Raw genomic sequence first — 26691 nt, 5'->3', positions numbered from 1 at the left:
ACCTGTCTATGCGTTCTCTCCTGTCCCTGCTTTCCCTGCTCGCCCTGGCGGCGGTCCTGCCGCAGCCCTGTCTGTTCGCCCAGGCGCAGGCCCCGGCTAACGCGGCCTTCCAGGTGCCTACCACCGAGGACACCAGCCTCCTGTGGCGCATTACGCCCCGAAGCGGCGCGGCCCCGAGCTATCTGTTTGGCACCATCCATATGATCCCCAAAGCCGACTATTTCCTGGATGGGTCGGTCGTGCGGGCGGTCAACGACGTCGATGCCATATTCTTCGAGATCGATCCCCGGGAGATGCAGGATCCCATGGCCATGATGGCGCTGATGGGCAAGCTTACGATGCGCAACGACACCACCCTGGAAGACCTGCTGCGCCCCAGCCAGTACGACAGCATTGCCAACTACTTCACGGAGAACGGGCTGCCCTTCTTTCTCTTCCGCAATATGAAGCCAATGTTCCTCTCGGCCATGGTCGGCCAGGACATGACCACGGGTAACCCTTTCGGCGGCGGAGAGGAAACCAGCGGGGGCATGAAGAGCTACGAGGCGGAACTCACCAAAGTGGCCCGCGCCGCGGACAAGGAGATTGGCGGCCTCGAGACCATGGACTTTCAGGTCAGCATCTTCGACAGCATCCCCTACTCGGTGCAGGCCGAGATGCTCTACCAGACCATCGCCAGCGAAATGAATCAGGAATTGGAAGGCGGCGATGGACAGCTGCAGCAGATGGTGGACATGTACAAGCGGCGGGCCGTGGCAGAGATGTCGCAGCTCATCACCTCCGAAAGCGAGGGCTACGGCAACTTTGAGGAGCTGTTGGTCACCCGCCGCAACCAGAACTGGGTACCCCTGATCCTGGAATTTCTGGAGTCCCGTCCCGCCATGTTCGCCGTCGGTGCCGGCCACCTCGGGGGTGAGCACGGCGTCATTGCCCTGCTGCGCGCCGAGGGGATTTCCGTCGAACCCGTTTACGACTAATCAGTATGATTGTTTACAAGATTGGCGGCAACGTCATTAACAACCCGGCCACCCTCCACGAGGCGCTGGATTACGTCGCCGCCCAGGTTGAGCCCGCCATCCTCGTCCACGGCGGGGGCCGCCGCGCCAACCAGCTGATCACCGAGATGGGGCGGCAGCCCGTGATGGTCGACGGGCGGCGGGTAACCGACCACGCTACCCTGGAAATCGTAACCATGGTCTACGCGGGGTCCATCAACAAGGACATCGTGGCCCAACTGCAGGCCCGCGGCAGCAACGCCATCGGCCTCAGCGGGGCGGACGGCAACGCCATCCTCGCCCGCAAGCGCCCGGTGGGGGCCATCGACTACGGCTTCGCGGGCGACGTGCTGGGGGTGAACGCCCCCCTGCTGGACGGACTTCTACGACTGGGGCTGCGCCCTGTGCTGTGCCCCATCACCCACGACGCCCACGGTCAGCTGCTCAACACCAACGCCGATACCATTGCCAACGAGGTGGCCAAGGCCATGGCGGCACTGGAGCACGACGTGAGCCTGCAATACTGCTTTGAACTGCCGGGCGTCCTCCGGGACATCAACGACCACGATTCAGTGATCCGGACGCTCAACCCGGACTCCTACGCCGCCTACCGTGAGGAGGGGGTGATTTCGGCCGGCATGATCCCCAAACTGGACAATGCCTTCGCGGCCATCGCCGCCGGAGTCCGCGAGGTCGTGATCGGTAGCCTCAGCGCCCTGCGGGCCGGAGAAGGCACGCGGATCCACGGAGCCTAGGCTATTCCGCTTCCCGGGCCCGGATCTTGTCCATGCACTCAGTCAGGGCCGCCCGCCAGTGGCGTGGCGTACCTACTACGGCGGCCATCTTCTGGGTATTCAGCACGCTATAGGCAGGCCGCTTGGCCGGCGTCGGATACTGGTTGGTGGTGATGGGCCGGACGTTGCATTCGATGCCCGCCAGTTCGTGGACCGCCTTGGCCAGGTCGTACCAGGAGCATACCCCGCTGTTGGCGTAGTTGTAGAGACCCGGCGCTTCGCCGGAGGTGGCCAGCTTCATGGCCGCGGCGGCCAGGTCGGCGGCGTAGGTCGGAGAGCCGATCTGGTCGGCGACGATGCCCAGCTCAGGCCGCTCACGGCCGAGGCGTAGCATGGTGCGCACGAAATTCTGTCCGTACTCCGCGTATACCCAGCTCGTGCGAATGATATAGGCTTCCGGGTGGGCGTCCATGACGGCCGCCTCCCCTTCCAGTTTGGTACGGGCGTAAACGCTGGTGCCGAGGGTGGGGTCGGATTCCAGGAGGGGGCGGTTAAAGCCGTCGGCGTATACGTAGTCGGAGCTGAAATGAACGAAGGCCGCGCCGGCTTCGTGGCAGGCGGCGGCCAGGCGGGCGGCGCCCTCTACGTTGATGGCGCGGGCCTTGTCGGGCTCCGCCTCGGCGCGGTCGACCGCCGTATAGGCCGCAGCGTTGAAGCAAATGTCGGGGCGGGCCTCCGCCAGGGCCGCCTGAATGTCTTCGGGGCGGGTAATGTCGAGGGTGGAACGGTTATAGGCGAAAATGCGCCAGTCGTGGGGTGCGGCTTTGGCGGCTCCGATCAGCTTCTGACCGAGCTGTCCGCCGGCACCGGTAATCATGATTCTATTCATTGGCCGCAAAAGTAACGGATTGGCCGGCTTTTGGGTAGTCGTCCGCCCGGCGGGCGGATTTGCTCCGGCATTCCCTACTTTTGCCGGAAACCCTTATCCACCATGCGCATCATCGGTAGACTGCCGGACCCCCGGATGCAAATCACCGTATTCGAAAACGACGGTCGCTTTCCGGTGCAGTTCGAACTGGGTGGGATCACCCAGATCTACCGCTTCCGCAAGGGAGAGCGGCTGAGTAACATGGGCCACCTGCGGACGTACGTCGACGAGAATTTCCGCGCGGCCGTACTCCGGCAGTTTCAGGAAATGCAGCGCATTCAGGCGGACGTCCTGCAGCGCATCTCGCCGCCAGCCGACGAGACCGACAGCCTGCCCAACATCATTTAACGCCTAAGCCTTACCCTCATGCAAATATCCGCCGCGGCCCTCGCCCAGATGATCGGAGCCGCCCTCGAGGGCGACCCCGACGTGATGATTACCGGACCCGCCCGGATCGAGGAAGCCGGCCAGGGGCAGATCACCTTCCTGGCCAACCCGGCCTACGAACACCACCTCTACGGAACGGAGGCGGCCGCCGTACTCGTCAGCCGCCAGTTCCAGCCCAAAAACGAGCTATCCACTACCCTGCTGCGGGTCGACAACGTCTACGAGACGGTCCGCGGATTGCTGGAGATCTACCAGCAGGACGAGGCCACCAAAACCGTCCGCCAGGTAAGCCAGCACGCCTGCGTGGAAGACGACGCCCAGCTGGGCAAAGATGTTCGGGTGGGCAAGTTTACCGTCATCAGCAGCGGGGCCCGGATCGGAGCCAGCACCGTGGTGTTGGACCAGGTCTTCATCGGGCCAAACGTGCGCATCGGCGAGCACTGTACCATCTACCCCGGGGCCCGCATCCTGCGCGACTGCGTAATCGGCAACCACTGCGTGCTCCACCCCAACGTGGTCATCGGGGCCGACGGCTTCGGCTTCCTGCCCGACGGGGACAATCACTACCGCAAGATTCCCCAAGTGGGCAACGTCATCATCGAAGACCACGTGGAAATCGGTTCGAATACCACCATCGACCGGGCCACCATGGGCTCTACCCTGATCCGTCAAGGCGTGAAGCTCGACAACCTGATCCAGATCGGCCACAACGTGGAGATCGGCAACAATACGGTGATCGCGGCCCAGGCCGGCGTGGCCGGATCGACCAAGATCGGGGCCAACTGCCGCATCGGCGGACAGGTGGGCTTCGCTGGTCACCTGACCATTGCCGACGGTACCAACATCCAGGCGCAGTCGGGCATCGCCCGCCACATCCGCGAACCGAACCAGGCCCTGGCCGGCTCCCCCGCCTTTGGATACCGCGACTGGATCAAGAGCTCCCTGCTGCACACCCGTCTGCCCGAGCTGTACAAGCGCATCGCGCGGCTGGAAAAAAAGCTCGAACCATGAAAATCTATACCCGCACCGGCGACCGGGGAGAAACCGGACTCTTCAGCGGCCGCCGCGTGAGCAAGGCCGACCCCCGGGTGGAAGCCTACGGGACCATCGACGAGTTGAACGCCTGCCTCGGCCTCCTGAGGGACCACCTGGATCCCGATGGAGAAACGGGAACCCGCGTCCGCGCCCAGCTCCTCGATCAGCAGCGGCAACTGTTCGCCCTGGGAGCCGCCCTGGCGGACGATCGCCCCGACCACGCCTACCGGGTGCCGGAAAACGCAGCGGGTGACCTGGAGGCGTATATGGACGAAATGGACGAGACCTTGCCCGCCATGACCCACTTCATCCTGCCCGGCGGGAGTCCCCCCGTCAGCTTCGCCCACCTCTCACGCACCGTCTGCCGCCGCGCCGAGCGCCGGGTTGTGGAAGTCGAGGGAGCCGATACCGCGGTGATCGTTTACCTGAACCGCCTGAGCGACTACCTTTTCGTGTTGGCCCGCTACCTGGCGCACACCGCCGGGGTAGAGGAAATTAAATGGGAATCCTGAAAGTGGCTGAACCGGCAGGATGGTCACCGTCTGGGCCACCCGTGAAAATCCTTGCCCAAATGACAAACCGGGAATGGACCATTCGCTGGTAGCGAAGGCCATCCCCGGTTTGATAACACTAAATCGGTTTAGTAGAGATGCTGCGATAGATCGTGTTTAGTGGACGGGGTTGGAGAACCCGGATACGAGGCGGTAGATCGAGTAACCGATCAGGAAGAGGGTAGCCAGGATCAGCATGAGGATCAGGGCTAAAGCGAAAATATCCATAGTGCGATAGTTTAGTAGTCAGATTGAAAATCAACCTAATATACGCATTTTTTCCAGAATGGGCAATAATTTTTTTGTTCAGTCGTAAGGCCGATTTTTCTGCGGAAATTTTCGATAGTCGAATGGCTTAATGCCTGGCTTTCCCCCGCTTCGCCAGCGGCCCCGGCGGCTTCACAACCAATCCCTGCGCCAGCCGTTTAACAGTTTTCCCCACGACAACCAAGCATCTATGGCCCAGGCCAAAACTCTCGGTGAGCTGAAAGCGTCCGGCTACACCCCCCGCAGTGTAAAGCAAGAATTACGCGATAACCTTATACAGCGCCTCCGTAATAAAGAAGAAGTATTCCCCGGCATTATCGGCTTCGACGACACCGTGCTCCCCGACATGCAGCGGGCGATCCTGAGTCGCCACAGCGTACTGCTGCTGGGACTGCGCGGGCAGGCCAAGACGCGCATCGCCCGCCTGCTGGTGAACCTGCTGGACGAATACGTACCCGTGGTGGCCGGCAGTGAGTTGAACGACGACCCCCTGGCGCCGATCAGCCGCTTTGCCTCCGACCTCATCCGGGAAAAGGGCGACGAAACCCCCATCGACTGGTGGCACCGCAGCGACCGCTACGTTGAGAAGCTGGCCACGCCGGACGTCTCCGTGGCCGACCTGATCGGCGACGTGGACCCCATCAAGGCGGCCACCCTGCGGCTCACCTACGCCGACGAGCGGGTGATCCACTACGGACTGGTGCCCCGCGCCCACCGGGGCATTTTCGTGATCAACGAACTCCCCGACCTGCAGGCGCGCATTCAAGTCTCCCTGTTCAATATCCTGCAGGAGGGCGACATCCAGATCCGGGGCTTCAAACTGCGGTTGCCGCTGGATATCCAGTTCCTCTTCACCGCCAACCCCGAAGACTACACCAACCGGGGCAGCATCATTACCCCCCTGAAGGATCGCATCGAAAGCCAGATCCTCACCCACTACCCCAAAACGGTGGAGATCGCCCGCAGCATCACGGCCCAGGAAGCTACCCTGGCCGATGAACAGCGCGAACGGGTGGAGGTACCGGAGTTGCTGAACGTGATGCTCGAGCAACTGTCTTTTGCCGCCCGCGACAGCGAATACATCGACGAAAAATCCGGCGTATCCGCCCGCCTCAGCATCACCGCCCTGGAAAATCTCGTGTCCACCGCCGAGCGCCGGGCGCTGCTCAGCGGGGATGCGCATACCGTGGCCCGCATTACCGACTTCTGGGGCGTGGTGCCCGCCATCACCGGCAAGGTGGAGCTTGTTTACGAAGGAGAGCAGGAAGGCGCCTACGGCGTCGCCATGAAGCTGCTGGGACAGTCCATCAAGACCTCTTTCCTCGCCCACTTCCCCGATCCTTCCGACGTGGCCGCCGATGGCCGCGGGGACAGCGACCCCTACGGCATTATCCGGGCCTACTTCAGCGGCGGCAACGTGGTGGAATTGCTCAACGACGGCAGCAACCAGGAATACCAGGCGGCCCTCGACCAGGTAGCCGGACTGCGGAAGTTCGTCACCGGTCACCTCGACCGCAAACTCTCCGACGCCGAAACCTACCTTTACATGGAACTGGTACTCCAGGGCCTGGCCGAAATGGAAGTCCTTAATAAGGAGGCCCTCCACAACAGCCTGAACTTCCGGGACATCCTGGCCGATATGTTTGGAGGCGAGGATATCGACTTCCGGTAGCCCACCCTACCGAAACCATCAAGTATGCTATTGATTGTAGGCGGTTACACCGCTACCATGTCTGACGATGCCCCGGGAAAGGCCAGTGGCATTTCGGCCTATGACTTCTCCCCCAAGGACGGTCGCCTGGAATACCGGGGCCACGGCAAGACCACGAATCCAAGCTACACCTGTACCGATCCCGCGCGGCGGATGGTGTATGGCGTACGCGAATGCAGCCGGCAGGACGGGGCCGGGGTCACCGCTTTCCGGCTGCAGCGCGGTAAGGGAAACAAGGTAGTGTTCGAGCCCACCAGCAACGTAAGCCTGGAAGGTGATGCCCCCTGCCACGTGGCGCTGGCCGAGCGCAGCCTCATCGTAAGCTGTTACGCCAGCGGTACGGTGCACGTGGTCAGCCTCGAAGACGACGGTCGGATCGGGGAAGTGCGCCAACGCATCACGCTTTCCGCGGGGGAGGCCGACCCCCACGCCCACTGCTCGGTCTACGACGCCGCCCGCTCCCGGGTCTACCTCTGCGATCTGGGATCCGACCGCCTGCGCATCTTCGACCGGAGCCCGGATGGACTACTTACGGAGCGCCGCGACTGGACGATTCATTTTCCTGAGGGATCGGGCCCCCGTCACCTGGTGCTGCACCCCTCGGGTGAATACCTGCTGGTGAATTTCGAGTACCGCGGCCGCCTGGCCCTGGTGGATCTGAGGGAAGGTGCCCCCCGGGTGGCCCTCAACGTCCCTACCCTTCCCGAACGGGTGGTGGAAGGCACCAGCGGGGCGGCCATCCGGCTGGATCGGGGCGGCCGGAACGTGTACGTCAGCGAACGCAAGTACAGCGTGATCTCCGCCCTGCGGCTGGAGGCGGCCAAGCCGCTGCTGACCCTGAGGGACACCCTGCCGAGCGGGGGACTCCGGCCACGGGATATCCTACTCAGCCCAGACGACCAGTGGTTACTTGCGGCCAACCTCCAGGACCACAGCATCGGGGTATTCCGCGTTGGCGCGGGGGGCGGACTGCGCCTCAACCACGTTATCCGCAAGGTACCCAGTCCTACGAGCCTGGCCTGGATGCCCGGCCTCTAGTCTCAGGACAGGCGGCGCATCCGGAGGATCAGGGTGTAGCCGGCACGATCGTCAATGGTCAGTTCCGCCCGCAACCGCTGGGCGCGCATGCGCATGTTGTCCTTTCCCTGCCCCTTCTTGGGCGTAAAGCGGGTGCTGGAATAGACCGGGTACTCCTCGCTCTTCTTGCCCTCCCCGTTGTCCCGGATAAACATCTCGAAGGTCTGGGCATATTGCTCCAGCTCGATCTCCACGTAGGTTGCGTTGCTGTGGCGGGCGATGTTGTTGATGGCTTCCTTATAGATGAAATACAGATCCTGGCGAACGTTACCCGCAAGTTCCCTCTCGATGTTGAAGCCCTTGGCGCTGAAGTCGTAACGGATGTCGAGTGGCAGTAGCACTTCATCCGCGTGTTCCTGCATACGCTGCAGGAGGTTGCCGATGTTGTCGCGCCGGCTGTCGATGCTCCAGATGACGTCGCTCATCTTTGACATGGCGTTGCGGCCAGCCTCCCCGACGGTTTGGAGGCGGGTACGCAATTTCTCGTCGTCGGTGCGGTGCTGCAGCAGTTCCGCCTGGAGGGTGATGCCGGCCAGCAGTCCGCTCACCTCGTCGTGGATGTCGCTGCTCAGCTGGGTACGCAACTGCTCATTCCTCAGCCGTTCCCGCAGCTTGGCCTGGAGAATGAAGAAGAAGAGGCCCACGATGACGGTAGCGATGAGGAACTGGAACCACGTCCGCTCGATGAGGTACTGTCGCACCCGGATGTTGAGGGTGAGTACCTGGTCGCCGTAGTTCCCGTTGGCGCCGGCGGCCTGCACGAGCAACTGGTACCTGCCGGAGGGGAGGTTGTTGTAGCGGACGGTACGCTCGTTGCGCAGTTCGCGCCAGCTTTCGTTAAAGCCGTCAAGCTTGACGCGCAGCTGGGTCAGGCTGGGCCGCTGTCCGACGGGCAGGGCGAAGGAGACGGCAATGCTTTTTTCACTGGCCCCTATCTCGATGTCCGTGAGTTGGTCCAGGTTGCGGCTCAGCGTCCGGGTTTCTCCCCGCCCGTAGATGACGACTTCGGTGATCATCACGTCGGAACCGGCGGACTCTACGCTCAGGTCGTCGTCGCGAAATACGGAAAGCCCGTTGTCCCCGCCAAAGAAGTAGCGGCCGCTGCGGTCGCGCAGGAAAGAGTAGCGGTTAAAATTGTCGGACGCCAGGCCATCTTCCATGTAGTACCGACGGAAGGTTCCGTTGTCGAGGTCATCGGGCAGGTGGACAAGGCCGTTGTGGGTAGAAAGCCAGTAGCCCCCGGTGGAGTCCGGCACGATGCCCACCACCGTATTGCTGCTCAGCCCGTCCTGCCGGCCGTAGCTGCGCTCGGTACCGCTGTGGGGGTCGATGATGCGCAGGCCGGCGTCGGTACCCAGCCACCACTTGCCGCCGATGTCCTCGTAGATGCAGTTGATGGTCAGGGCATTCATCTCGATGGCCTGGCGGGAGGTGTCCGACTTGCTGTAGACATGAGAACGTCCCGTAGCCGGGTCGTAACCGATCAGGCCCCGCTGCCGGGTGCCGAGGAGGAGTTGTCCGCTCCGGGAGTGTACCAGATAGTTGATGCGCAGGCCGCGGATCCTCACCTGGTTGCCTTCGTAGTCGACCAGCTCGGCAAATCCGCCCGTACGCTCGTCGTACTGCAGCAGCAGCCCCACCTTGCGGGGATCGGTGGCGCCGAGGTAAATGGTTCCCTGGGGTGCCATGGCCAGGCAAATCAGGGGGTAGGTGGAGGCGTAGGTTTCGGTGATGCCCGTAGCGACATTATAGCGCAGGAGCAGCCCCCCCTTGCTGAGTCCGGACGGCTGGGCCACGCCCCAGATGGCGTTCCGGATACGGTCGTAGATAAGCTGGCGGATTTCCCTCACCAGCACGGGCGCGCCGGCGGTGTCTACCAGCGGAAGTTGCTCCAGCTCCCGGCTCCCCCGGGCCATGGTATAGATCGCGCCGCTCGCGTCGGCAATGTAGACCGTACCGGCGGAATCCTCGGCGATGCCCTGGACGGGGCTCCGGTACAATTCCCCCGAATCCTCGTTCAGGTAGTTCCCGATCGACTTGACGTACCGCTCCATGACCCCGAGGCCTTCCCGGAGGCCGAGGTAGGCCGTCTCGTTGAAGTTCACCGCGGCGATACTGGTCACCAGTCGGTTGGTGGGCAACTCCCGCTCGAAGAACTGAAAGTGGCCCGCGGTATCGATGAGGTAATACTCATCGGGGTACTGTTTTCCGAGGATGTCCTCCGTGCCGAGCAACAGCAGTTGCCCCAGTTCGTCGCGGAAGATGCGGGTGTAGTGGAGCCCGGAGTCCAGGTCGGGAACGGGCTCGGGCCCCTCGTCCCCTTCGGGCAACCAGCGGTACAGCGGATAGCCGTCGCGGAAACTGAGGTAGACATAGCCGTCCGGGCCCTCGGCCATGGTGTAGAGCCGCCGCTGGGCGGTCTGGGGGGGAAAGAAGGTACCCAGCAGTTCCCCGTTGGCCGACAGGTGGCGAAAGCCGTGCTCCTCATCGTAGAGCAGGAACTGTCCATTGGTGAGGGGCAGCAGCTCGATCCGCGGGGCAAAGGTGAGCCACCCGTCGTCGGGCTGCTGATAGATGGCCTCGAATCCCTTGTTGGTGTATTCGTAGATGATGGTCCCCGCCTGCCCGATGGTCACCACGAAGGTGCGCCCGAACTGGTCCGTCTCAATCGTGCGCGGATACCCCACCACCCCGGTACTGGGCACCATGCGCACCTGCTCGACGGAGAAATCCCGCGGATCGAAGCGGTCGAAGTAACCGTAGAACTCATTGAAAGTGATGATGAGATGGCCATCGTTGTCGGCCCGAACGCTCTCAATGGCGCCCCGGCTCAATCCGGGCTCGTTGCCAAGGCCCTGCCCGAAGGACACGAAGCCGTGACCGTCAAAGCGGTTCAGCCCGTCCATGGTGGCCACCCAGAGGTAGCCGTCGTCTCCGATGTGGAGGTCGTTGATGTCGCGGGTGCTTAGGCCATCCGTCACCGTGAAGTACTCAATGCGCATGGCCTGTCCACCCAGGGTGGCAACCAGGAACAGCAACAGGAGGGTACAGAAAGCTTTCACGGAATGGGCCGCGGGTGGATTTCTTAAGGTAACGAGATTCAGCGGAGACAAGTTATGGCCAAGATACGACGGTAGGGAACGGCCGACGAATTCCCCCCGGGCCCGATACCCGGACCTTTGCCGAACATCCCCCCGGGGGCTTCCCGTTATATAGCAGATCAAGCGAATTAATCAGCTGATCCACAGTTTATTGAATAACATAACCCCTACATTTATGAAAAACTTCCTTTTAGCCTTACTTACCCTCGCACTCAGTTTACCCCTGGCCGCCCAGGAGGAGATCAACCAGCGCATTGATCGCTCCCAGGACAAGATGGCCAAACCCGGCATGCAGGCCGACATCGACCAGCCCAAGCTCGACAACAGCGACTTTGAACGCATGGTGAACACCCGCCTGATGGTCGATTTCCGTAAGACCGCCATCGAGGCCATGGAGTTGTCCGAAGACGAAATCAATGAGTTCGACCCGATATTCGACGACTACCAGCGCGATAAGGAGGCCATCACCGCCCGCCGCCGCAACCTGATCAACCAGTACCGGGAAGAAATGTCCGAAGACGATACTCCAAAGGACGAACTCGGTGAAACGGGTGAGTTCATTGAAGACTACTGGGAACTCGACATCGCCGAAATGGAGCTGAAGAAGGACTACTTTGACCGGCTGGACGACGAAATCGGCGCTAAAAAAGCGCTGAAGTTCTTTGCCCTCGACGCCGCCTTCAAGGACCGGGTCGACCGGATGCGCCTGCTCCGTTCCATTCCTACCCTGGTAGTACTGGAGCCCGGTTACGTGAGCTACCAACGGGAACTCGACGACTTTAACCGCTGGGCCACCATGAACATCGACGGCAAGGTCGATCTCAACCACGAATTCATCGGCGAAGGGCTGAACAAGCTCCTCAACGCCGTAGAAGCCATGAAGAACGCCGAAGCCATTTCCATTGGAAACTTCACCGCAACGAAAGGGCTGATCCTGGAAAAGGCAAAAGCCATGCAGACCGACCGCCACAGTGACGAACACGCCGACTACGCGGCTGATGCCTTCAAGCACACCGCCAGCTTGCTGAGCGAAATAGCCACCCAGGACCGCTTCTCTACCCCCCAGTCCCAGCTCGATAAACTCAAGCAGGCCGCGGAAGCCATTAATCCCGACCAGCTGCTTACCGATCAGAAGGAGCACGTCTACACCTTCTTCGACGCCGCCGAGAAAGTGCTGAACGATTTGGTTAGCCAGAATAAGGACGCCAAGTCCTTCGGTTCGACAAATCGCTAGTCGACCAGAACAACCTACTGTTATTTTCAGCGCCCCGCCCCGGATTTCCGGCGCGGGGCGCTTTTTTTTTCAGAACCCCAGGGTGAGCCCTACCCCTTCCGACGTCACCCCCAGCAGCGGCGCGTAGTCCGGATTGCGGCCGGCCGCGAGGAAATAGTTGACCAGGTCGAAAGCCAGCAAAAAGCCACCCTGTAAAATGATGCTGCGCCCGTAGCCACGCAGCCGGTCGCGATCGACATCCGGGCGGCGCGCCCGCTCCAGCAGATAAAAGCCCCCTGCCAGGTACCCCACGTCCAGCCCCGCATTGAACAGTAGTATCTTCTGGAGGCCCTGGTTTTCGAGCAGGCTGGCAAAGGCGCCCAGGGCAGTGGGATCGGTGCGGGCCACGGATAGGTAGCCCAGTCCGGCAATGCCCAGGTTGACGGTATTCCACAGGGCATTCATTTCGTGAAAGCGGCGGTCCTCCCCCGTTCGCCGGGACCTCAGCGCCAGTCCGAGTCCGATATTGCCCAGGGCCCATCCACCAAGGACGAGCATGGCCGTCTGCTGGTGACGCAGGCGGGCCGTTTCCAGGGCTTCCGCCGTACGGTATTCGTCGGGGAAGGGCGAGGCAGGAAGGGATTGCGCCGGAGCGCGGGTGCCCAGGAACAGGGCGAACAGCAGGAGGAGGGGGTACTTCATACGACGGGAGCTGGGAAAGAAGGGGTGGAATGCCCCCCAAACCAAACTACCCGGCTGTCCTTTGGTTTTCATGGCACCCGCTCCGCCATACCCCGAAAACCGGCGCGCTTACGCCCTTCCGTTTATGCTCCAACGCTTCACCGGCCACTACCAGACCATTGTTCCCCACCTTTTCGCCCGGGTTAATATCGCCTACCGCCGCGAGCGGATCGACACTCCCGACGGCGATTTCCTCGACCTCGACTGGCTCGAACGCGGAGACAGCCGCCAGCTCGTCATCCTGAGCCACGGACTAGAGGGCGACAGCCACCGCGCCTACATCGCCAGCGCGGCCCACTACTTCGCCCGTCACGGCTGGCACGCCCTGGCCTGGAACTGCCGCAGCTGTTCCGGGGAAATGAACCGGACGCCCAAGCTCTACTCCCACGGACAGAGCGAAGACCTGGAAACCGTGGTCGACCACGCCGTGGCCACCGGCCGCTATGACCGCATCGTACTGATCGGCTACAGTATGGGAGGGAACCTTACCCTGAAGTACCTGGGCACGGCGGGGCGGCAGGTGCCGGAAGCGGTGACCCACGGGGTAGCCTTCTCGGCCCCCTGCTTTATCCAGCACAGCGTGGACAGCCTGGAACGCCCCGACAACTGGATCTACAAGCAGAAATTTTTCCGCTCATTGTCGGCGAAAATTGCCGCCAAGGAAGCCCAGTTCCCCGGTCTGGTCGACCTCTCCGCCCTCGACCGGGTGGCCGTATGGCGGGATTTTGACCGGGCGTTCTCGGCGGTCATCGGGGGGTACGACGACCTGGATGCCTACTACGACTACCTCTCCTCGGGCAACTACGTGGGAGAAACGGCCGTCCCCGTCCTCATCGTCAACGCCCTCAACGACCCCATCGTACCGGAGGCGTGTACGCCGGTGGACCTGGCGCGTGGCCACCCCCTGATCCGGGTGGAGCAACCCCGCGGGGGTGGCCACGTGGGCTTTTCCCTCCGGGGCAAGGACTGGAACGGTATGGACGAGCGCGCCCTGGCCTTCGTGGAAAATGGATGAACCGGTCCGCCGCCGTATAATGGGAGGGGCTAAGCCGCCCCTTCAATCTTTCCCCATGCTTCGTTTCCTATTGCTGCTGTGGCTGATCCTGCCCACCCCCGCGGCAGCCCAGTTTGTGGCCCCGCCCGCCAGCCAGCCGGCCCGTCACGCCGTTACCGCAGGATACACGGAGCTGTCCGTGGACTACCACCGTCCGTCGGTTCGCCAACGCCTCATCTTCGGCGACCTGGTGCCCTACGGGGAAGTCTGGCGGGCCGGGGCCAACGAGAACACCCTGCTGCAATTTTCCACCCCGGTCCGCATCGGGGACAACGAAGTTCCGGCCGGCACCTACTCCCTCTACCTGATCCCGCGGCGCGATACGGCCTGGACCTGGATCCTCAATGCCGTGACCGACCGCTGGGGCGCCCAGGAATACAATGCGGCCTCCGATGTCCTGCGCTTCGACGCCCCCGCCGAACGCTTGTCCCGCCGGGTGGAGAGCCTGGAATACCGGTGGATGAACCTTGCCCACTCCGCAGCCGAACTCGTGCTGGAGTGGGAGTGGTACCGGGTGGGCCTGCCCCTGGAATTGGACACCGACCAGCGGGTGGCCCAGGAAGCCCGGCAGCACCTCAACCCCGCCTCCGACCCCAACGACTACTACGAAGCCGCCCGCTACTATCTGGAAACGGAGAACCTGTCGCTGGCCAAAACCTGGATCGACCGCTGGGCGGCCGCCACCGGTCCGCAGTTCGGCCGCACCCGCCGCCAGGCCCTCATCGAACGGGAACTGGGCAACGACACCCTGGCACACCGCCTGATGCAAACCAGCCTGGACCTGGCCCGGGAGGCGGGCAACGACCACTACATCCGGATGAACGAACGGTCGCTCCGCGAGTGGTCGCGGGAACCCGTGGACCTCCTCCCCGACACCCTGCTTTCGCGCAGCATCCGCTACCACGATCCCCGGGGAGTATGGGGCCGCCAGCCCTACGGCTTCTGGCTTTCCGAATCGCGACCCGGTGGCGACACCCGCCTTACCGGCCTGACCCTGTCCCCCGGCACCGGCGACTTCGCCCTTCAGCAATACAGCGGCGGGAAACGGATTGAGTTGAGTATCCAGAACGACGAGTTCAGCTATCGTTACCAGGGCGAAAGCGAAGTTTCCGATTCCCTGCTCCGGGCCAACCGGCTAACGCGGGAGCGGGCTGAGCTGCTGCGCGACTACTACGACTATCTCTGGGGTTTGCCCATGAAACTCTCCGACGCGGGCACCCTCCTCCAGCCCCGGGTCCATCGGGTATGGTACGACGGGCGTGAAATGCTCGAGCTGGAGGTGCACTATACCCCGGACACCGGGGGTGACGTGTGGTTTTTCCTGTTTGACCCGGTATCCTACGCTCTCCAGGGCTACCGCTTTTACCACGCGGCCGAAGGTCCCGCATCGGGAGAGTACATCCTGCTGGAAGATGAGGCGGAGATCGAGGGCCTAATCCTGCCCGCTACCCGTCACTGGTACCATACCCGGGAGAACCGCTACCTCGGCACGGACCGGGTGGTCGATGGCCGTCAGTAGCCCACCACCAACGCCTTACTGGGTCACCTGACGGACGAAGACATTGGCGCTTACTGGATCCACGTCCGCCTTGTCGGTGAGGGAACGCCCGATGCCGGTGGGGTCCACCGCGGTACCGTCGACCACTTGGCGCCATTCCCCTTCGGGCAGGGTTACCCGCCGTATGGTCTGGGCCCCGTTCAGCACGACGTAAATGTCCGACCACTGGTCGCCCGGGGCATCCTGGATGCGGTAGGCAATCAACTGTCCGTCGCGGCCATCGTCGGTGAAGGTGAGGTGGCGGGCGATGAGTTCCGTTTCTCCCAGACGGAAGGCGGGATGCGCCTTGCGCAGGGCGATCAGGTGGCGGACGTAGCGGAAGGTCTCCCCGTGGCGGCCCTTGTCGTCCCACTTGATGGCGTTTACTTCGTCGCTGCTCTTGTAGCTGTTCTCGTCGCCGCCCTTGGAGCGCAATATCTCGCTACCTGCGTGCAGGAAAGGAATGCCCTGGGAGGTCAGCACCGTGGCCAGGGCCAGGTGGTGCATGCGTTTGCGCAGCCATACCGGATCCCGGGGATTGCTGATTTCGAGGCGGTCCCAGAGGGTATGGTTGTCGTGGCAGCTTACGTAATTCACGCACTGACCCGGCTGTTTGGCCCAGGGCCCCTCGCTGTAGTTGATGCTGTCGTACTCGATCTGGGGGTGGGCGGTGGCCGCCACGATCCCAAAGCGGACGGATTCGGCCAGGTCGGTGGCGCCGCTCACGAAGCCGCGTTCCTCATGCTCGAAGACGCTGCCCTTAAGGGCGTCGCGGAGGTCATCGCTGAAGGCGGCGATCTGAATCAGCTCGGAGGTATTCGCCTTGAGGGCCCGTTGTTTTTCGGGCAGGGGGCTGGGGCCGGCCGACCAACCTTCGCCGTACAGCAGGATGGTGGGATCGATGCTGTGGAGGGTTTCGCTGACGTCATTCATCGTGGCGATGTCGTGGATGCCCATCAGGTCGAAGCGAAATCCATCGACGTGGTACTCGTCGACCCAGTACTCCAGCGATTCCCGAATGTACTTGCGCACCATGGGCCGTTCGCTGGCAATCTCATTGCCGCAGGCGCTGGCGTCGCTGTAGGTGCCGTCCTCGTTAAAGCGGTAGAAATAGTCGGGGACCAGCAGCTGGAAGTTGCTGTTCTCGGTCCGCCCCGTATGATTGTACACTACGTCCATGATGACGCGGATACCGGCGGCGTGGAGGGCCTGTACCATTGCCTTGAACTCCCGGATGCGCACCTTGCCGTCGGCGGGATTGGTGGAGTAGCTCCCTTCGGGCACGTTGTAGTTCTGGGGGTCGTAGCCCCAGTTGTACTGGGTGGAGTCGGGGCGGGACTCATCGACGCTTACGAAGTCGAAACTCGGCAGCAGGTGGACGTGGGTCACGCCCAGTTCAATGAGGTGGTCCAGGCCGGTGGTATCGCCCCGGGGGGTGGTAGTGCCCCGCTCGGTAAGCCCGAGGAATTTCCCGCGGTGTTCGATTCCCGAGTGGGGATCCATGCTCAGATCGCGCACGTGGAGTTCATACAGAACGGCGTCGGTGGGTGCCCCCATAGCGGGGCGGCGATCTGTTTCCCAGCCGGGGGGATCGGTGTCAAAGAGGTCGACCACCTGTCCCCGCAGTCCGTTCGTACCCGTGGCGCGGGCGTAGGGATCGGTGGCTTCAGCCAGCCAGCGGCCGTTGCGCTTGATCTGGAAAGTGTAGTAGGTACCGTCCAGGTCTTCCGGGACGGTGGCGGTCCAGGCGCGGTTGATCTCCTCCAAATCCAGGGTAGCGTGGGCCTGGGTGGTGGGCCGGTCGTCGGTGTAGAGCTTGACCCGGGCGGCCTGGGCGGCGGGCGACCAGAGCTTGAAGGTGGTGGAGTTCGGAGTGTAGGTCACCCCCAGGTCACCGTAGGGGTAGACGGGGTAATCTTCCAGCGTATCGTACTGGGGCCGCGGGTCGGAGCAGGTCAAGCAGGTCAGGGTTAAACAAACGTATAGTAGAGCTCTCAAGGAGGAGGATTTGCGCGCCACGGACTCAGCGGATGGCCTTGAGCACCGTTTCGGTAAAGAGTGGGTCTAAGATAACACCCCGGTGCCCCGACTCCGGCAAGGGAATGAGTTCGACCCGGTCGGGGGCGGCTTCGCGGATCTCTTCCGCCATGGCGTAGGGGATCAGCTCGTCGCGCCGACCGTGCAGTACGGTCACCGGGCAGTTGGCGCGGGCCACGTTTTCCCGGGTATTGAGGGGGTACTTCAGGATAAAGTCGGGCACCATCCACAGCCAGAGGTTCTTCATGGCAGTGATGCTGGCGTAGGGTGCGGCCAGGATCAAATGTTGGGGGTGGTTGTTGGCGGCCAGGTAGCTGGCCATTCCCGTACCCAGGGAATACCCCACCAGGATGATGTTCTCCTCGGCGTAGTATTGGCGGAGCGAATCGTAGACGGTCTGGGCATCCGCGAACAGCTGCTCTTCCGAAACGATGGAGCCCCCGCTTTTGCCGTAGCCTCGGTAATCATAGAGGTAGAGGTCGTAGTCGGCCCCGACCAGGCCTTCCGTCTGCCGCAGGCTGCGCCGGTTGCTGCCCCGGTTTCCGTGGAGGAAGAGGATCGCACCCTTGGCTTCGGGTTGCCGGAAGGCCAAGACGTTCAGGGGAACGCCGTCCGCCGTAGAGATGGTCATCTCCTCCCCTACCTCGAAGGCGTAGTCGGCCGGCAGCGCCCGGGGGTGAAAGATGAAACGCTCCTGGAAAAAGTAAAGGAGCCCGCACAGCAGAACGTAGCTGAGGAGGAAGAAGAGGGTGATCCGTTTGATCCACTGCATGGCTGACGGCGGCCCCGTGGGGGGTGTTTATTCCGGGACGGAACGCAGGAGTCCCATTCCGGTGATGAAAAATATGACCCCTACGATGGCTACGCCCCAGGCATTTTGCCCGAGGGCCAGCTGGCCGGGATTGAAGATGGCGAGTACACCGGCGGCCAAAGCGACGGCGCCGATCAGGGTGAATGCCAAAGCCAGGGTTTTCTTCACGACGTAATTTTCGGCCAAGATACACCTTCCCCGCCGCCGGCGTCCGCCGGGCAACCGACGGATTGTTTTATCTTGCCCGTCCCCAAAATCCTTGCCTTCTGTCCTCCCTGAATCGCAGAAAATTCCTCGCCCTGGCGGGCCTGCCGGTCGTCTATGCGGCCAGCCTACCCGCCGGCGTTCAGTTGCTCGGCCTGGAACCCGCGGACCCGCTCCCCGGCAAACATCCGGGCCTGACGGTGCTCAACGACCGCCCCGTGAACGCCGAAACCCCGGCCCACCTGCTGAACGACAAGGTGACCCCCGCTGAACTGATGTTCGTGCGCAACAACGGCGCCGTGCCCCGGGGACTTCCCGAATTGCCGACCTCCCTGCCCGGCGACTGGACGCTGCGGATCGCGGGCGAGGCGGTACCGGAACCGGTGACCTTCACCCTGGAAGAACTGCAGCGGCGATTCACCGCCCACACCTATCAGCTCACCCTGGAATGCGGGGGCAACGGCCGCAAGGAGTTCAGTCCGCCCGCCCGCGGCAACCAGTGGAGTACCGGTGCGGTAGGCTGCCCGAAATGGACCGGCGTTCGGCTGAAGGACGTGCTGGAGGCCGCCGGTTACGACCGCAAGCGGGCCGTCTACGTGGGCTACTACGGAAAAGACACCCACCTCAGCGGCGACCCCGACAAGGTGGTCATCTCCCGGGGCGTGCCCATCGCCAAGGCCCTGGAGGACGAGAGCCTCATCGCCTGGGCCCTAAACGGCAAACCCCTGCCCCTGCTGAACGGCTACCCCCTGCGGCTGGTCTTCGGCGGCTACCCCGCCAGCTGCTCCGGGAAATGGCTTTCGGAAATTGTCGTGCGCGACCAGGTACACGACGGCGAGAAGATGGGCGGACAGTCCTACCGCGTACCCTGTGAACCCGTGGCGCCGGGTACGACCGTTGAGGACGAGGACATGTGCATCATCCTGGAAATGCCCGTAAAGTCCCTGATCACCTCACCCCGCACCGGAGCGGTGGTGGAGCGGGGGACGCCGCTGTCGATCGCCGGCCACGCCTGGTGTGGCAGCTCGGCCGTGGAGCGCATGGAGTACAGCATCGACTTCGGCAGCAGCTGGTCGCGGTGCCAGTTGGCGGCTCCGGCGAACCGCTTCGCCTGGCAGCATTTCTCGGCGCGGGTAAACTTCCCCAAGCCCGGTTACTACGAAGTCTGGGCGCGGGCGACGGACACCGCCGGCCGCTCCCAGCCCATGGTATTGCCCGGCTGGAACCCCCGCGGTTACCTTAACAACGCCTGCCACCGCATCGCCGTTAAAGTCGTTTGATGATGTCCAGTACCCTGCGGTATACCCTTTTACTCCTTCTCCTGGTGGCCGTGGCCGTGGGGGGTTATCTGCTCTCCGACCGCGAACCGGAACCCCGCCCCACGGAGGCCAAGCCCTCGCGCATCGTGGACGGGCTCGACGCGGATACCGGCCTGATCGCCGAGGGGGACTACCTCCTGGTCAAGGGGAATTGCCTGGCCTGCCACAGCGCCAAGCTGGTGACCCAGAACCGCGCCACCCGGGAGGGCTGGCTGGAGATGATCCACTGGATGCAGGAAAAGCAGGGCCTCTGGGACCTGGGGGAGCAGGAAGGGCCTATCCTGGACTACCTGGCCACCTACTATGCCCCCGAGGAAAGCGGCCGGCGGCCGCCCCTCGGGGACATTGAGTGGTACATCCTCAATCCTACCGATTGATGACGTTCTTGAAGCGCGGACGGCGGGGCGTCACGTCTCCGAGTTCGGCTTTCTTGGCGGCCTCGTACTGGCTGTAGTTCCCCTCGAAGAAGCGGATGTTGCCTTCGTCCTCAAAGCTGAGGATGTGGGTCGCCAGGCGGTCGATGAACCAGCGGTCGTGGCTGATCACCAGCACGCAGCCGGCAAAGCTGTCGAGGGCGTCCTCCAGGGCGCGCAGCGTATTGATGTCGATGTCGTTGGTCGGTTCGTCCAGTAGCAGCACGTTGCCCCCTTCGCGGAGGGTCATGGCCAGCTGCAGGCGGTTGCGTTCTCCGCCGGAAAGCATTCCAACCTTCTTCTGCTGGTCGGCACCGGCGAAGTTGAAGCGGCTCAGGTAGGCGCGGGCGTTCACGGAGGTATTTCCTACCTCGATCATGTCATGGCCCTGGCTGACCACGTCGTAGATGGTCTTGTTGCCATCCTGCAGTTGGGTGTGGGCCTGGTCTACGTAGCTGATCTCCACCGTATCGCCGATCTTGATCTCCCCGGCGTCCGGCTCCTGCTCGTTGACCAGAAGGCGGAAGAAAGTGGATTTACCGACTCCGTTGGGGCCGAGGATGCCCACGATGGCGTTCTTGGGGATGGTGAAGGTGGCGTCGTCGAACAGGACCCGGTCGCCGAAGCCCTTCTTCAGGTTCTTCACCTCGATGACTACGTCGCCGAGGCGTGGCCCGGGCGGAATGTAGATCTCAAGGTTCTTTTCCCGTTCGCGGCCTTCCTCCCCGACCAGTTTGTCGTAGGCACTCAGGCGGGCCTTACCCTTGCTCTGTTTGGCTTTGGGGGCCATGCGGATCCATTCGAGCTCCCGCTTGAGGGTCTTCTGCCGCTTGCTCTCCTGCTTCTCCTCCTGGGCGAGGCGCTGGGCTTTCTGCTCCAGCCAGCTGGAGTAGTTGCCTTCCCAGGGGATGCCTTCGCCGCGGTCGAGTTCAAGGATCCAGCCGGCGACGTTGTCGAGGAAGTAGCGGTCGTGGGTCACGGCGATCACCGTGCCGGGGAAGCTTTGCAGGTACTGCTCGAGCCAGTCAACGGATTCCGCGTCCAGGTGGTTGGTAGGTTCGTCCAGCAGCAGGATATCGGGGTTGCTGAGCAGCAGTCGGGCCAGGGCCGTACGGCGGCGTTCCCCGCCGGATAGCACGTCCACCTTGGCGTCGTCGGGCGGGCAGCGCAGGGCTTCCAGGGCCGTATCGATGCGGTTCTCGAGCTCCCAGGCGTTGCGGTTCTCTAGTTCTTCCATCAGTTCGCCCTGTCGCTCGATGAGTTTGTTCATCGCGTCGTCGTCCATGGGCTCGCTGAACTTGAGGTTCACTTCCTCGTACTCCTTCATCAGGTCGACCGTTTCCTGCACCCCTTCCTCGACGATCTCACGGACCGTCTTGGTGGGGTCAAGGGTGGGCTCCTGCTCCAGGTAGCCGATCTTGTAGTTGCGGTCGAAGACGACGTTGCCTTCGTAGTTCTTGTCGACGCCGGCGATGATCTTCAGCAGGGTGGATTTACCGCTGCCGTTGAGGCCGAGGACGCCGATCTTGGCTCCGTAGAAGAAGCTGAGCCAGATGTTGTTGAGGACTTTCTTGTTCGCTCCGGGGAAGGTCTTGGAGACCCGCTCCATGGAAAAAATCACTTTGTTTTCTGCCATAATGGGTGGTGTAATATTGCGTTAGTTGCGTTTGCGGGGCTGGGGGGTGGCCCGTTCCCAGGCCTGTTCCCCGATGAGTACTTCCAGGCGGTCCATGAACCGTTCCAGGGCCGGGGGAGCCTCGTAGTAGACCTTTACCTCCCGCGGCTTGCCCTCCCCGTCGGGCAGGATGAGCTGGCGGTAGGGAATGTCGGCGGGAATCTCCTCCCCTACCGGGTAGACCGGCGCCAGGTCGAGCTGGCGCAGGCTGTCGATCGACCGGTTGAGTTCGGCGTAATCGACGGAGTACAGCTGGCGGTTGTAGAGGCCCTGGGCAATCTCCCCCTGGTCGACCAGCAGGGAGGTCATGCCCCCGGATTTCAGGTCGAAGGTATAGGCTTCACAGTCGCCGTAGCAGTTGGACTTGCGGAACGAAAACAGCGGCACCTCGGTGTTGTCCGCGGCCGCTTCCTCCCGGTATCCGGGCTCGGCCAGGGGGGCTTGTCCGAGACTGGCCTGGTTTTCGATCTCGGCCGTTTCATTGGACTCGATGGGCGGTTGGGGCACCGTGCGGCGGCGGGCCCTCACCTCTTCCCGGCGCTGGGCCTTCACGGCGGCGGCGTCCGGCAGGGGTGCTGCTCCGGGGTCCTCCGGGGCCCGGGCGTCCATGGATTCGGGGGCCGCGCGCTCGGCGATGGCCGCCTCCACTTCAGGATCGGGACGTACGGCGCCGTCGGCCACCGGGGCGGGTGCTACCGTGCTGGCTGATCCGGCGGTGACGCCCACCGGCTGGCGGGAGCACGAAAGGCACAGCAGGAACAGGAGGGTCAGGAACAGCGAGGTCGGATGTGGCATCATGGCAAAGGCTTGTACTTCTGCAAAAACCGATTCCGGCCGCATTGTTTCACTACCGCCTTGCGGCGATTGCGCTACTTGCCCTTCTTGGCCTGGGCCGCGGCCTGGGCGCGCTGCTGTTCCTTGAGGGCTTCCTGGAGGCGGGCGCTGAAGCCGGACTTCTTCTTCGGTTTCTTCTTGTTGGCGTCCAGTTTGGCGCGCAGCTTCTCCTGGTCGATGATGAAGTTCTTCGTGATGATCGTCTGCAGGATGTTGAACACGTTGCTGAAGAACAGGTAAGCGGTCAGACCGGCGGCGAAGCTGTTGAAGAAGCCCAGGAAGGCGATCGGCATGATGTACTGGAAGTACTTCATCATGGGCTGGGCGCTGTAGTCCATGTGCCGGCTGTTGTAGTAGGCGTAGATCACGGTGGTGACGGCCCAGAGCACGGCGAAAAGGCTCAGGTGGCCCTGCATAAAGGGAATCCACTCCGGCAGGCGCAGGATGCTGTCGTAGGTACTCAGGTCATTGGCCCAGAGGAAGTTCTCCTGGCGGAAAGTGATCGAGGCCGGGAAGAAGCGGTACAGGGCGAACCAGATGGGCATCTGCAGTACCATGGGCAAACAGCCGCCGAGGGGGCTGGCGCCGTATTCCTGGTACAGCTTCATGGTTTCCATCTGCTGGGCCTGGGCGTCGTCCTTGTGCTTGGCCTTCAGCTTGTCGATCTCGGGCTTGAGCACCTGCATCTTCGACTGGCTGACGAGCATCTTGTAGGTCAGGGGGTAGACCAGCATTTTCACCAGCAGGGTGAGCACCAGGATGGCGATGCCCATGTTGCCGATGAAGCCCGACAGGAAGTTGAACAGGGGACGGATGATCCACCGGTTGATCGAGCCAAAAATCGAGGAGCCGAAGCTGATCACGTCCGAGAGGTCGTAGCCGATGGCCCGCAGCCGCTCGAATTCGTTGGGGCCCACGTAGAACGACATGCCGAAGCTCTCCGAGGGGGAGGTGCCCACGGGGACGGCCAGGTTGGAGACCAGCACCTTGAGCTCGTCGTCCTGGAGGCGGTCGGTGTCGGCGATGGTGGTCAGCACCGCGCTGCTGAAGCGGTCGTCGGCGATCAGGGCCGAGGTGAAGAACTGCTGGCTGCCGGCCACCCACTTCAGGGGTTGGTCGTCGAGCTCCTCGGTGTCGTCGCTGGTGCAGGAGCAGTAGTCCGTGTCGTCGTCCACCGGCTTGTAGTAGAGGGTGGAGTAGTTCGCTTCGTACTGGCTGTTGTTCTCGATCTTGTCGAGGTGGTTCTCCCAGTAGAGCTGTACCGTTCCGTTGGTGTTGGCCAGCACGGAGTTGAGGCCTTCAAAGCGTACGTCGTAATCGATCAGGTAGGTGTCGTCGGGCAGGGTGTATTTCTGCTCCAGGTAGCCTCCTCCGGCGGCGGCGGCGCGCAGGATCACCGTATTGCCTTCCACCGTAGGGGTGAAGTAGAGGTCGCTGGTGCGCACCCCTTCACCGGCCACGCCGTTGACGGGCAGGATGTACTCGAACTTGTTCTGCTCATCTTCCAGCAGCAGCAGGGGCAGGTGGACTTCCTCGTCGCCTTCACGTTCCACGACCTTGTCGTAGTTCTTCAGTTCGGCCACCTTGATGGAGCCGCCCTTGGTAGAGAAGGTCAGCTTCATGAGGTTGTTTTCCAGTACCACGTCTTCGGCGGTTCCGACGGCCGAGGCGGCGAAGGCGCCGAAGCGACCACCGTACTGGGCCAGGCGGGCGGAGTCGGACAGGGAGGTGGGGTCAACCGGCAGGATATCCGCCCGGGGGGATTCCGCTTCCCGCAGTTCCGCTTCGCTCAGGGCGGCGAGGGAGTCCTGGTAGCGCTGCTCTTGCTCGATCTCCGCGGCACTGGGCGCGGCGACGTACTGCCACCCCAGGAAGAGCAGCATGATGAGGACGATACCGATGATGGAAGTTCTGTCCATCTCCATAGCAGGGTCTTTTAATTGAAAGGGGCAACCCGACGGCCGCAGCCCGGTTCTTTTGGGGCCGCAAAGGTACACCGCAATACGTTATGCCACCTCCTCACCCGGATCAGTCTATGAAAGCCCCCGACGAAAAACTGGCCCAGGCCTACCGCAATGCCGTCTACGTAGTGAACGGCTACGAACTTAAAATAGACGAACCCCACCCCGATTTTGACGCCTGGCTGTCGCGGCGGGGTCACCGGTACTACCTGATCCTGACCGCCTTCAACCCCTACTCCACCCCACTGCCCGAGCCGGTCAATGAGGCGCGCCACCACACCCTTATCGAACTGCTCGACCGCCGCGGCATGCCGTACGTGGCCGCCGCGGGCAGCGATCCGGAGGGCGGCTGGCCCGAAGAGCGGGGCGTATGCCTGCTGGACCCCTCACCGGAAGCCGGCTGCGCCATTGGCCGCCTCTACCAGCAACATGCCATCGTGGTGGGCCGGCGGGGGGAAAGTCCGGATTTAGTGTGGCTCTGAAAGCCGGTGGATGTCCTCGATCAGGGCCACTACGTCCCGCCCCTCGGCGGCGGTGGTGGCCACTTCCGCCCGGCCATTGAGCACGTCCACGACGTTGTCGATCACGAAGTGGTGGTTCGCCGCCGAGCCCTGGTAGGGTCCGTAATTATTGGAAGCAGGACTGGGCGCGAGCGCAGGTGCCGTGAAACCATCCGCGTGGCAGTACCGCAGCTCGTTCATGTACTGCCCGCCGAGCTTTACCGTCCCCCGGCTGCCGATGACCGTGAAGGTGGACTCGAAGTTGCGGTCCCAGACCACCGTACTGAAAGTGAGACTACCCAGCCCGCCTCCGGACAGCGCGAACTGCACCATCCCGGTATCGGCGAAGGGGTGAAGGTGGGCGTGGGCCTGGTTCACCAGCCGGGCGTTGGTGGCGGTCACCCCCGGGAAGGTCCAGCACAGCAGGTCGAGGAAATGGGCAAACTGGGTGAAGAGCACGCCGCCGTCCAGCTGCGGATCGCCATGCCACGGGTGGGGGGAGCCGTCCGGCTGCCGGTAGTACCGCTCGTCGCGGTTCCAGAAGCAGTCCAGGTGTACCTGCAGTACTTGCCCCAGTCCGCCGGAAGCGACGGTTTCCTTTAACCAGGCGGAGGCTGGGCTGTAGCGGTTTTGCATTACGCCGAATACCCGCCGGTTCGTCCTTTCGGCCGCCGTGATGATGGCGTCGCACTCCGCTACGGTCAGGGCCAGGGGCTTTTCGACCACCACGTGGCGGCCCGCTTCCAGACAGTCGATGGCGTGGGTGGCGTGGAGCCCGTTGGGGGTGCAGATGCAGGCTACGTCGCAGGGGACGGCCGCCAGCAATTCCCGGAGGTCGGCATAACGGGGTACCCGGGGCACGCCTTCCGGCCAGGTCAGTTCTTCCTGCCCCCGGGGTTCGCACACGGCCACCAGTTCCGCACCGGGATGGGCGGCTACCAGGGTAGCGTGTCGCCGGCCGATGTGGCCGAGCCCGACGATGGCAAAGCGTAGTTTCATGGTGGGGCGCGAAGGTAATGTCCGTCCGGCGGCAACTCCCTATTCCCGCGTCACGATTCCGTCCTCGAGGTGGTAGACGCCCGACACCGGGCACTCCGCCCGCCCACGCACGTCGAAGTCCAGGCGGTAGCCCGCGGCGCTCATCCAGCCGATCTGCCGGGCGGGGGTGCCCACCACCAGGGCGTAGGGGGCCACGTCGCGGGTCACCACCGCCCCCGCCCCCACGAAGGCGTAGGTGGACAGCGTGATGCCGCAAACGATGGTGGCGTTCGCCCCGATGGTTACCCCGTTCTCGACGATGGTCGAGGCGTACTCCCCGCGTCGGTCCACCGCGGCCCGGGGGTTGTTTACGTTGGTGAATACGGCGGAGGGACCAATGAATACGTCGTTCCCCACCTGCAGTCCGGAGTAGAGGCTCACATTGTTCTGCACCTTGCACCCGCTGCCGAGCCGCACCCCCCCGGCCACAAAGACGTTCTGCCCCAGGTTACAGTCGGGACCCAGCTCGCAGTCCGGCATCAGGTGGCAGAAGTGCCAGATCCGGGAGCCGGCACCTACGCGGGCGCCGGGGTCAACGACGGCGGTGGGGTGTACGTAATAATCCATA

At 63.0% G+C, this 26691-nt stretch carries 24 protein-coding genes; 13 read left to right on the top strand and 11 right to left on the bottom strand.

Annotated features, from left to right (window positions below; all coding sequences use genetic code 11):
• Positions 1 to 8: 8 nt before the first annotated feature.
• Complete coding sequence (locus CGL56_RS14965) at positions 9 to 977, top strand: TraB/GumN family protein (RefSeq protein WP_099107378.1); 969 nt, start codon at positions 9 to 11, stop codon at positions 975 to 977.
• 5 nt (positions 978 to 982) lie between these two features.
• Positions 983 to 1750, top strand: coding sequence for an acetylglutamate kinase (gene argB, locus CGL56_RS14960; RefSeq protein ID WP_099107377.1), 768 nt, complete (start codon positions 983 to 985; stop codon positions 1748 to 1750).
• A gap of 1 nt (position 1751) precedes the next feature.
• Here the strand turns inward: argB and rfbD are convergent, their stop codons facing one another.
• A complete protein-coding gene (rfbD, locus tag CGL56_RS14955; protein WP_099107376.1) occupies positions 1752 to 2618 on the bottom strand; it encodes a dTDP-4-dehydrorhamnose reductase in 867 nt (288 codons plus the stop codon).
• A 102-nt stretch (positions 2619 to 2720) separates the two neighbouring features.
• Between rfbD and CGL56_RS14950 the strand changes: the two genes are divergently transcribed.
• The 5 genes from CGL56_RS14950 (at position 2721) to CGL56_RS14930 (ending at position 7646) form a co-directional block, all read left to right on the top strand.
• Positions 2721 to 3005 carry a hypothetical protein gene (locus CGL56_RS14950; protein WP_099107375.1) on the top strand — a complete coding sequence of 95 codons (285 nt, stop codon included), beginning with the start codon at positions 2721 to 2723 and terminating at the stop codon, positions 3003 to 3005.
• Positions 3006 to 3023: 18 nt separating this feature from the next.
• Positions 3024 to 4055, top strand: a complete 1032-nt coding sequence (gene lpxD, locus CGL56_RS14945; RefSeq protein WP_099107374.1) for a UDP-3-O-(3-hydroxymyristoyl)glucosamine N-acyltransferase — start codon at positions 3024 to 3026, stop codon at positions 4053 to 4055.
• Positions 4052 to 4591 (top strand): cob(I)yrinic acid a,c-diamide adenosyltransferase, encoded by a 540-nt coding sequence (locus tag CGL56_RS14940; RefSeq protein ID WP_099107373.1) that lies wholly within the window; start codon positions 4052 to 4054, stop codon positions 4589 to 4591. The genes lpxD and CGL56_RS14940 overlap by 4 nt, the downstream gene beginning before the upstream one ends.
• A 496-nt stretch (positions 4592 to 5087) precedes the next feature.
• The gene (locus tag CGL56_RS14935) at positions 5088 to 6569 is read left to right on the top strand and encodes a sigma 54-interacting transcriptional regulator (RefSeq protein ID WP_099107372.1); all 1482 of its coding nucleotides are present in this window, start codon (positions 5088 to 5090) and stop codon (positions 6567 to 6569) included.
• A gap of 24 nt (positions 6570 to 6593) precedes the next feature.
• Positions 6594 to 7646, top strand: a complete 1053-nt coding sequence (locus CGL56_RS14930) for a lactonase family protein (protein ID WP_099107371.1) — start codon at positions 6594 to 6596, stop codon at positions 7644 to 7646.
• A 2-nt stretch (positions 7647 to 7648) separates the two neighbouring features.
• On the opposite strand, the gene CGL56_RS14925 is transcribed toward CGL56_RS14930, so the two are convergent.
• On the bottom strand, positions 7649 to 10747 hold the full coding sequence (locus tag CGL56_RS14925) for a ligand-binding sensor domain-containing protein (protein ID WP_099107370.1): 3099 nt from the start codon (positions 10745 to 10747) through the stop codon (positions 7649 to 7651).
• Between the two features lie 214 nt (positions 10748 to 10961).
• Between CGL56_RS14925 and CGL56_RS14920 the strand changes: the two genes are divergently transcribed.
• Positions 10962 to 12020, top strand: a complete 1059-nt coding sequence (locus CGL56_RS14920; protein WP_099107369.1) for a hypothetical protein — start codon at positions 10962 to 10964, stop codon at positions 12018 to 12020.
• Positions 12021 to 12089: 69 nt separating this feature from the next.
• Here CGL56_RS14920 and CGL56_RS14915 read toward each other — a convergent pair whose 3' ends face one another.
• On the bottom strand, positions 12090 to 12701 hold the full coding sequence (locus CGL56_RS14915) for a DUF6992 family protein (protein WP_099107368.1): 612 nt from the start codon (positions 12699 to 12701) through the stop codon (positions 12090 to 12092).
• A gap of 124 nt (positions 12702 to 12825) precedes the next feature.
• Between CGL56_RS14915 and CGL56_RS14910 the strand changes: the two genes are divergently transcribed.
• Both CGL56_RS14910 and CGL56_RS14905 read left to right on the top strand, forming a co-directional pair.
• On the top strand, positions 12826 to 13755 hold the full coding sequence (locus tag CGL56_RS14910) for a YheT family hydrolase (protein WP_099107367.1): 930 nt from the start codon (positions 12826 to 12828) through the stop codon (positions 13753 to 13755).
• Between the two features lie 55 nt (positions 13756 to 13810).
• The gene (locus CGL56_RS14905) at positions 13811 to 15313 is read left to right on the top strand and encodes a DUF6503 family protein (RefSeq protein WP_167641697.1); all 1503 of its coding nucleotides are present in this window, start codon (positions 13811 to 13813) and stop codon (positions 15311 to 15313) included.
• Positions 15314 to 15328: 15 nt separating this feature from the next.
• Here CGL56_RS14905 and pulA read toward each other — a convergent pair whose 3' ends face one another.
• The 3 genes from pulA to CGL56_RS14890 all read right to left on the bottom strand — a co-directional run bounded on the left by pulA (position 15329) and on the right by CGL56_RS14890 (position 18347).
• A complete protein-coding gene (gene pulA, locus CGL56_RS14900; RefSeq protein WP_245184299.1) occupies positions 15329 to 17290 on the bottom strand; it encodes a type I pullulanase in 1962 nt (653 codons plus the stop codon).
• A gap of 64 nt (positions 17291 to 17354) precedes the next feature.
• On the bottom strand, positions 17355 to 18140 hold the full coding sequence (locus tag CGL56_RS14895; protein WP_099107364.1) for an alpha/beta hydrolase: 786 nt from the start codon (positions 18138 to 18140) through the stop codon (positions 17355 to 17357).
• 27 nt (positions 18141 to 18167) lie between these two features.
• Entirely contained in the window at positions 18168 to 18347 is a 180-nt protein-coding gene (locus CGL56_RS14890) for a hypothetical protein (protein ID WP_099107363.1), read from the bottom strand.
• Between the two features lie 62 nt (positions 18348 to 18409).
• Here CGL56_RS14890 and CGL56_RS14885 point away from each other — a divergent pair, with 62 nt between their 5' ends.
• Positions 18410 to 19663: a sulfite oxidase gene (locus CGL56_RS14885; RefSeq protein WP_245184302.1), complete on the top strand. Its 1254-nt coding sequence runs from the start codon at positions 18410 to 18412 to the stop codon at positions 19661 to 19663.
• Positions 19663 to 20079, top strand: a complete 417-nt coding sequence (locus CGL56_RS14880; protein ID WP_209280398.1) for a hypothetical protein — start codon at positions 19663 to 19665, stop codon at positions 20077 to 20079. The genes CGL56_RS14885 and CGL56_RS14880 overlap by 1 nt, the downstream gene beginning before the upstream one ends.
• On the opposite strand, the gene ettA is transcribed toward CGL56_RS14880, so the two are convergent.
• The 3 genes from ettA to yidC form a co-directional block, all read right to left on the bottom strand.
• Positions 20069 to 21751 carry an energy-dependent translational throttle protein EttA gene (gene ettA, locus CGL56_RS14875; protein ID WP_099107361.1) on the bottom strand — a complete coding sequence of 561 codons (1683 nt, stop codon included), beginning with the start codon at positions 21749 to 21751 and terminating at the stop codon, positions 20069 to 20071. The two genes, CGL56_RS14880 and ettA, sit on opposite strands and share 11 nt — an antisense overlap.
• A 21-nt stretch (positions 21752 to 21772) precedes the next feature.
• Entirely contained in the window at positions 21773 to 22588 is an 816-nt protein-coding gene (locus tag CGL56_RS14870) for a DUF6438 domain-containing protein (RefSeq protein ID WP_143470746.1), read from the bottom strand.
• A gap of 71 nt (positions 22589 to 22659) precedes the next feature.
• Positions 22660 to 24549: a membrane protein insertase YidC gene (yidC, locus tag CGL56_RS14865; protein WP_099107359.1), complete on the bottom strand. Its 1890-nt coding sequence runs from the start codon at positions 24547 to 24549 to the stop codon at positions 22660 to 22662.
• 110 nt (positions 24550 to 24659) lie between these two features.
• Here yidC and CGL56_RS14860 point away from each other — a divergent pair, with 110 nt between their 5' ends.
• Positions 24660 to 25067: a DUF3293 domain-containing protein gene (locus tag CGL56_RS14860; protein WP_167641698.1), complete on the top strand. Its 408-nt coding sequence runs from the start codon at positions 24660 to 24662 to the stop codon at positions 25065 to 25067.
• Here the strand turns inward: CGL56_RS14860 and CGL56_RS14855 are convergent.
• Positions 25053 to 26084, bottom strand: a complete 1032-nt coding sequence (locus CGL56_RS14855) for a Gfo/Idh/MocA family protein (protein ID WP_099107357.1) — start codon at positions 26082 to 26084, stop codon at positions 25053 to 25055. The genes CGL56_RS14860 and CGL56_RS14855 overlap by 15 nt on opposite strands.
• 39 nt (positions 26085 to 26123) lie before the next feature.
• Positions 26124 to 26690 carry an acyltransferase gene (locus CGL56_RS14850; protein ID WP_099107356.1) on the bottom strand — a complete coding sequence of 189 codons (567 nt, stop codon included), beginning with the start codon at positions 26688 to 26690 and terminating at the stop codon, positions 26124 to 26126.
• Position 26691: the final 1 nt, after the last annotated feature.

The organism is Neolewinella marina, from assembly GCF_002631205.1.
Taxonomy (GTDB): Bacteria; Bacteroidota; Bacteroidia; order Chitinophagales; family Saprospiraceae; genus Neolewinella; species Neolewinella marina.
This window is presented reverse-complemented; position numbering and strand designations above follow the sequence as displayed.

Bases quoted from the DNA above. Each gene is read 5' to 3' on its own strand.
- CGL56_RS14870 (WP_143470746.1), bottom strand. From the start codon at position 22,588: ATGATGCCACATCCGACCTCGCTGTTCCTGACCCTCCTGTTCCTGCTG.
- argB (WP_099107377.1), top strand. From the start codon at position 983: ATGATTGTTTACAAGATTGGCGGCAACGTCATTAACAACCCGGCCACC.
- CGL56_RS14910 (WP_099107367.1), top strand. From the start codon at position 12,826: ATGCTCCAACGCTTCACCGGCCACTACCAGACCATTGTTCCCCACCTT.
- CGL56_RS14855 (WP_099107357.1), bottom strand. From the start codon at position 26,084: ATGAAACTACGCTTTGCCATCGTCGGGCTCGGCCACATCGGCCGGCGA.
- CGL56_RS14965 (WP_099107378.1), top strand. From the start codon at position 9: ATGCGTTCTCTCCTGTCCCTGCTTTCCCTGCTCGCCCTGGCGGCGGTC.
- CGL56_RS14930 (WP_099107371.1), top strand. From the start codon at position 6,594: ATGCTATTGATTGTAGGCGGTTACACCGCTACCATGTCTGACGATGCC.
- CGL56_RS14935 (WP_099107372.1), top strand. From the start codon at position 5,088: ATGGCCCAGGCCAAAACTCTCGGTGAGCTGAAAGCGTCCGGCTACACC.
- CGL56_RS14905 (WP_167641697.1), top strand. From the start codon at position 13,811: ATGCTTCGTTTCCTATTGCTGCTGTGGCTGATCCTGCCCACCCCCGCG.
- CGL56_RS14920 (WP_099107369.1), top strand. From the start codon at position 10,962: ATGAAAAACTTCCTTTTAGCCTTACTTACCCTCGCACTCAGTTTACCC.
- rfbD (WP_099107376.1), bottom strand. From the start codon at position 2,618: ATGAATAGAATCATGATTACCGGTGCCGGCGGACAGCTCGGTCAGAAG.
- CGL56_RS14850 (WP_099107356.1), bottom strand. From the start codon at position 26,690: ATGGATTATTACGTACACCCCACCGCCGTCGTTGACCCCGGCGCCCGC.
- CGL56_RS14895 (WP_099107364.1), bottom strand. From the start codon at position 18,140: ATGCAGTGGATCAAACGGATCACCCTCTTCTTCCTCCTCAGCTACGTT.
- CGL56_RS14915 (WP_099107368.1), bottom strand. From the start codon at position 12,701: ATGAAGTACCCCCTCCTCCTGCTGTTCGCCCTGTTCCTGGGCACCCGC.
- lpxD (WP_099107374.1), top strand. From the start codon at position 3,024: ATGCAAATATCCGCCGCGGCCCTCGCCCAGATGATCGGAGCCGCCCTC.
- CGL56_RS14950 (WP_099107375.1), top strand. From the start codon at position 2,721: ATGCGCATCATCGGTAGACTGCCGGACCCCCGGATGCAAATCACCGTA.
- CGL56_RS14860 (WP_167641698.1), top strand. From the start codon at position 24,660: ATGAAAGCCCCCGACGAAAAACTGGCCCAGGCCTACCGCAATGCCGTC.
- CGL56_RS14940 (WP_099107373.1), top strand. From the start codon at position 4,052: ATGAAAATCTATACCCGCACCGGCGACCGGGGAGAAACCGGACTCTTC.
- ettA (WP_099107361.1), bottom strand. From the start codon at position 21,751: ATGGCAGAAAACAAAGTGATTTTTTCCATGGAGCGGGTCTCCAAGACC.
- CGL56_RS14880 (WP_209280398.1), top strand. From the start codon at position 19,663: ATGATGTCCAGTACCCTGCGGTATACCCTTTTACTCCTTCTCCTGGTG.
- yidC (WP_099107359.1), bottom strand. From the start codon at position 24,549: ATGGAGATGGACAGAACTTCCATCATCGGTATCGTCCTCATCATGCTG.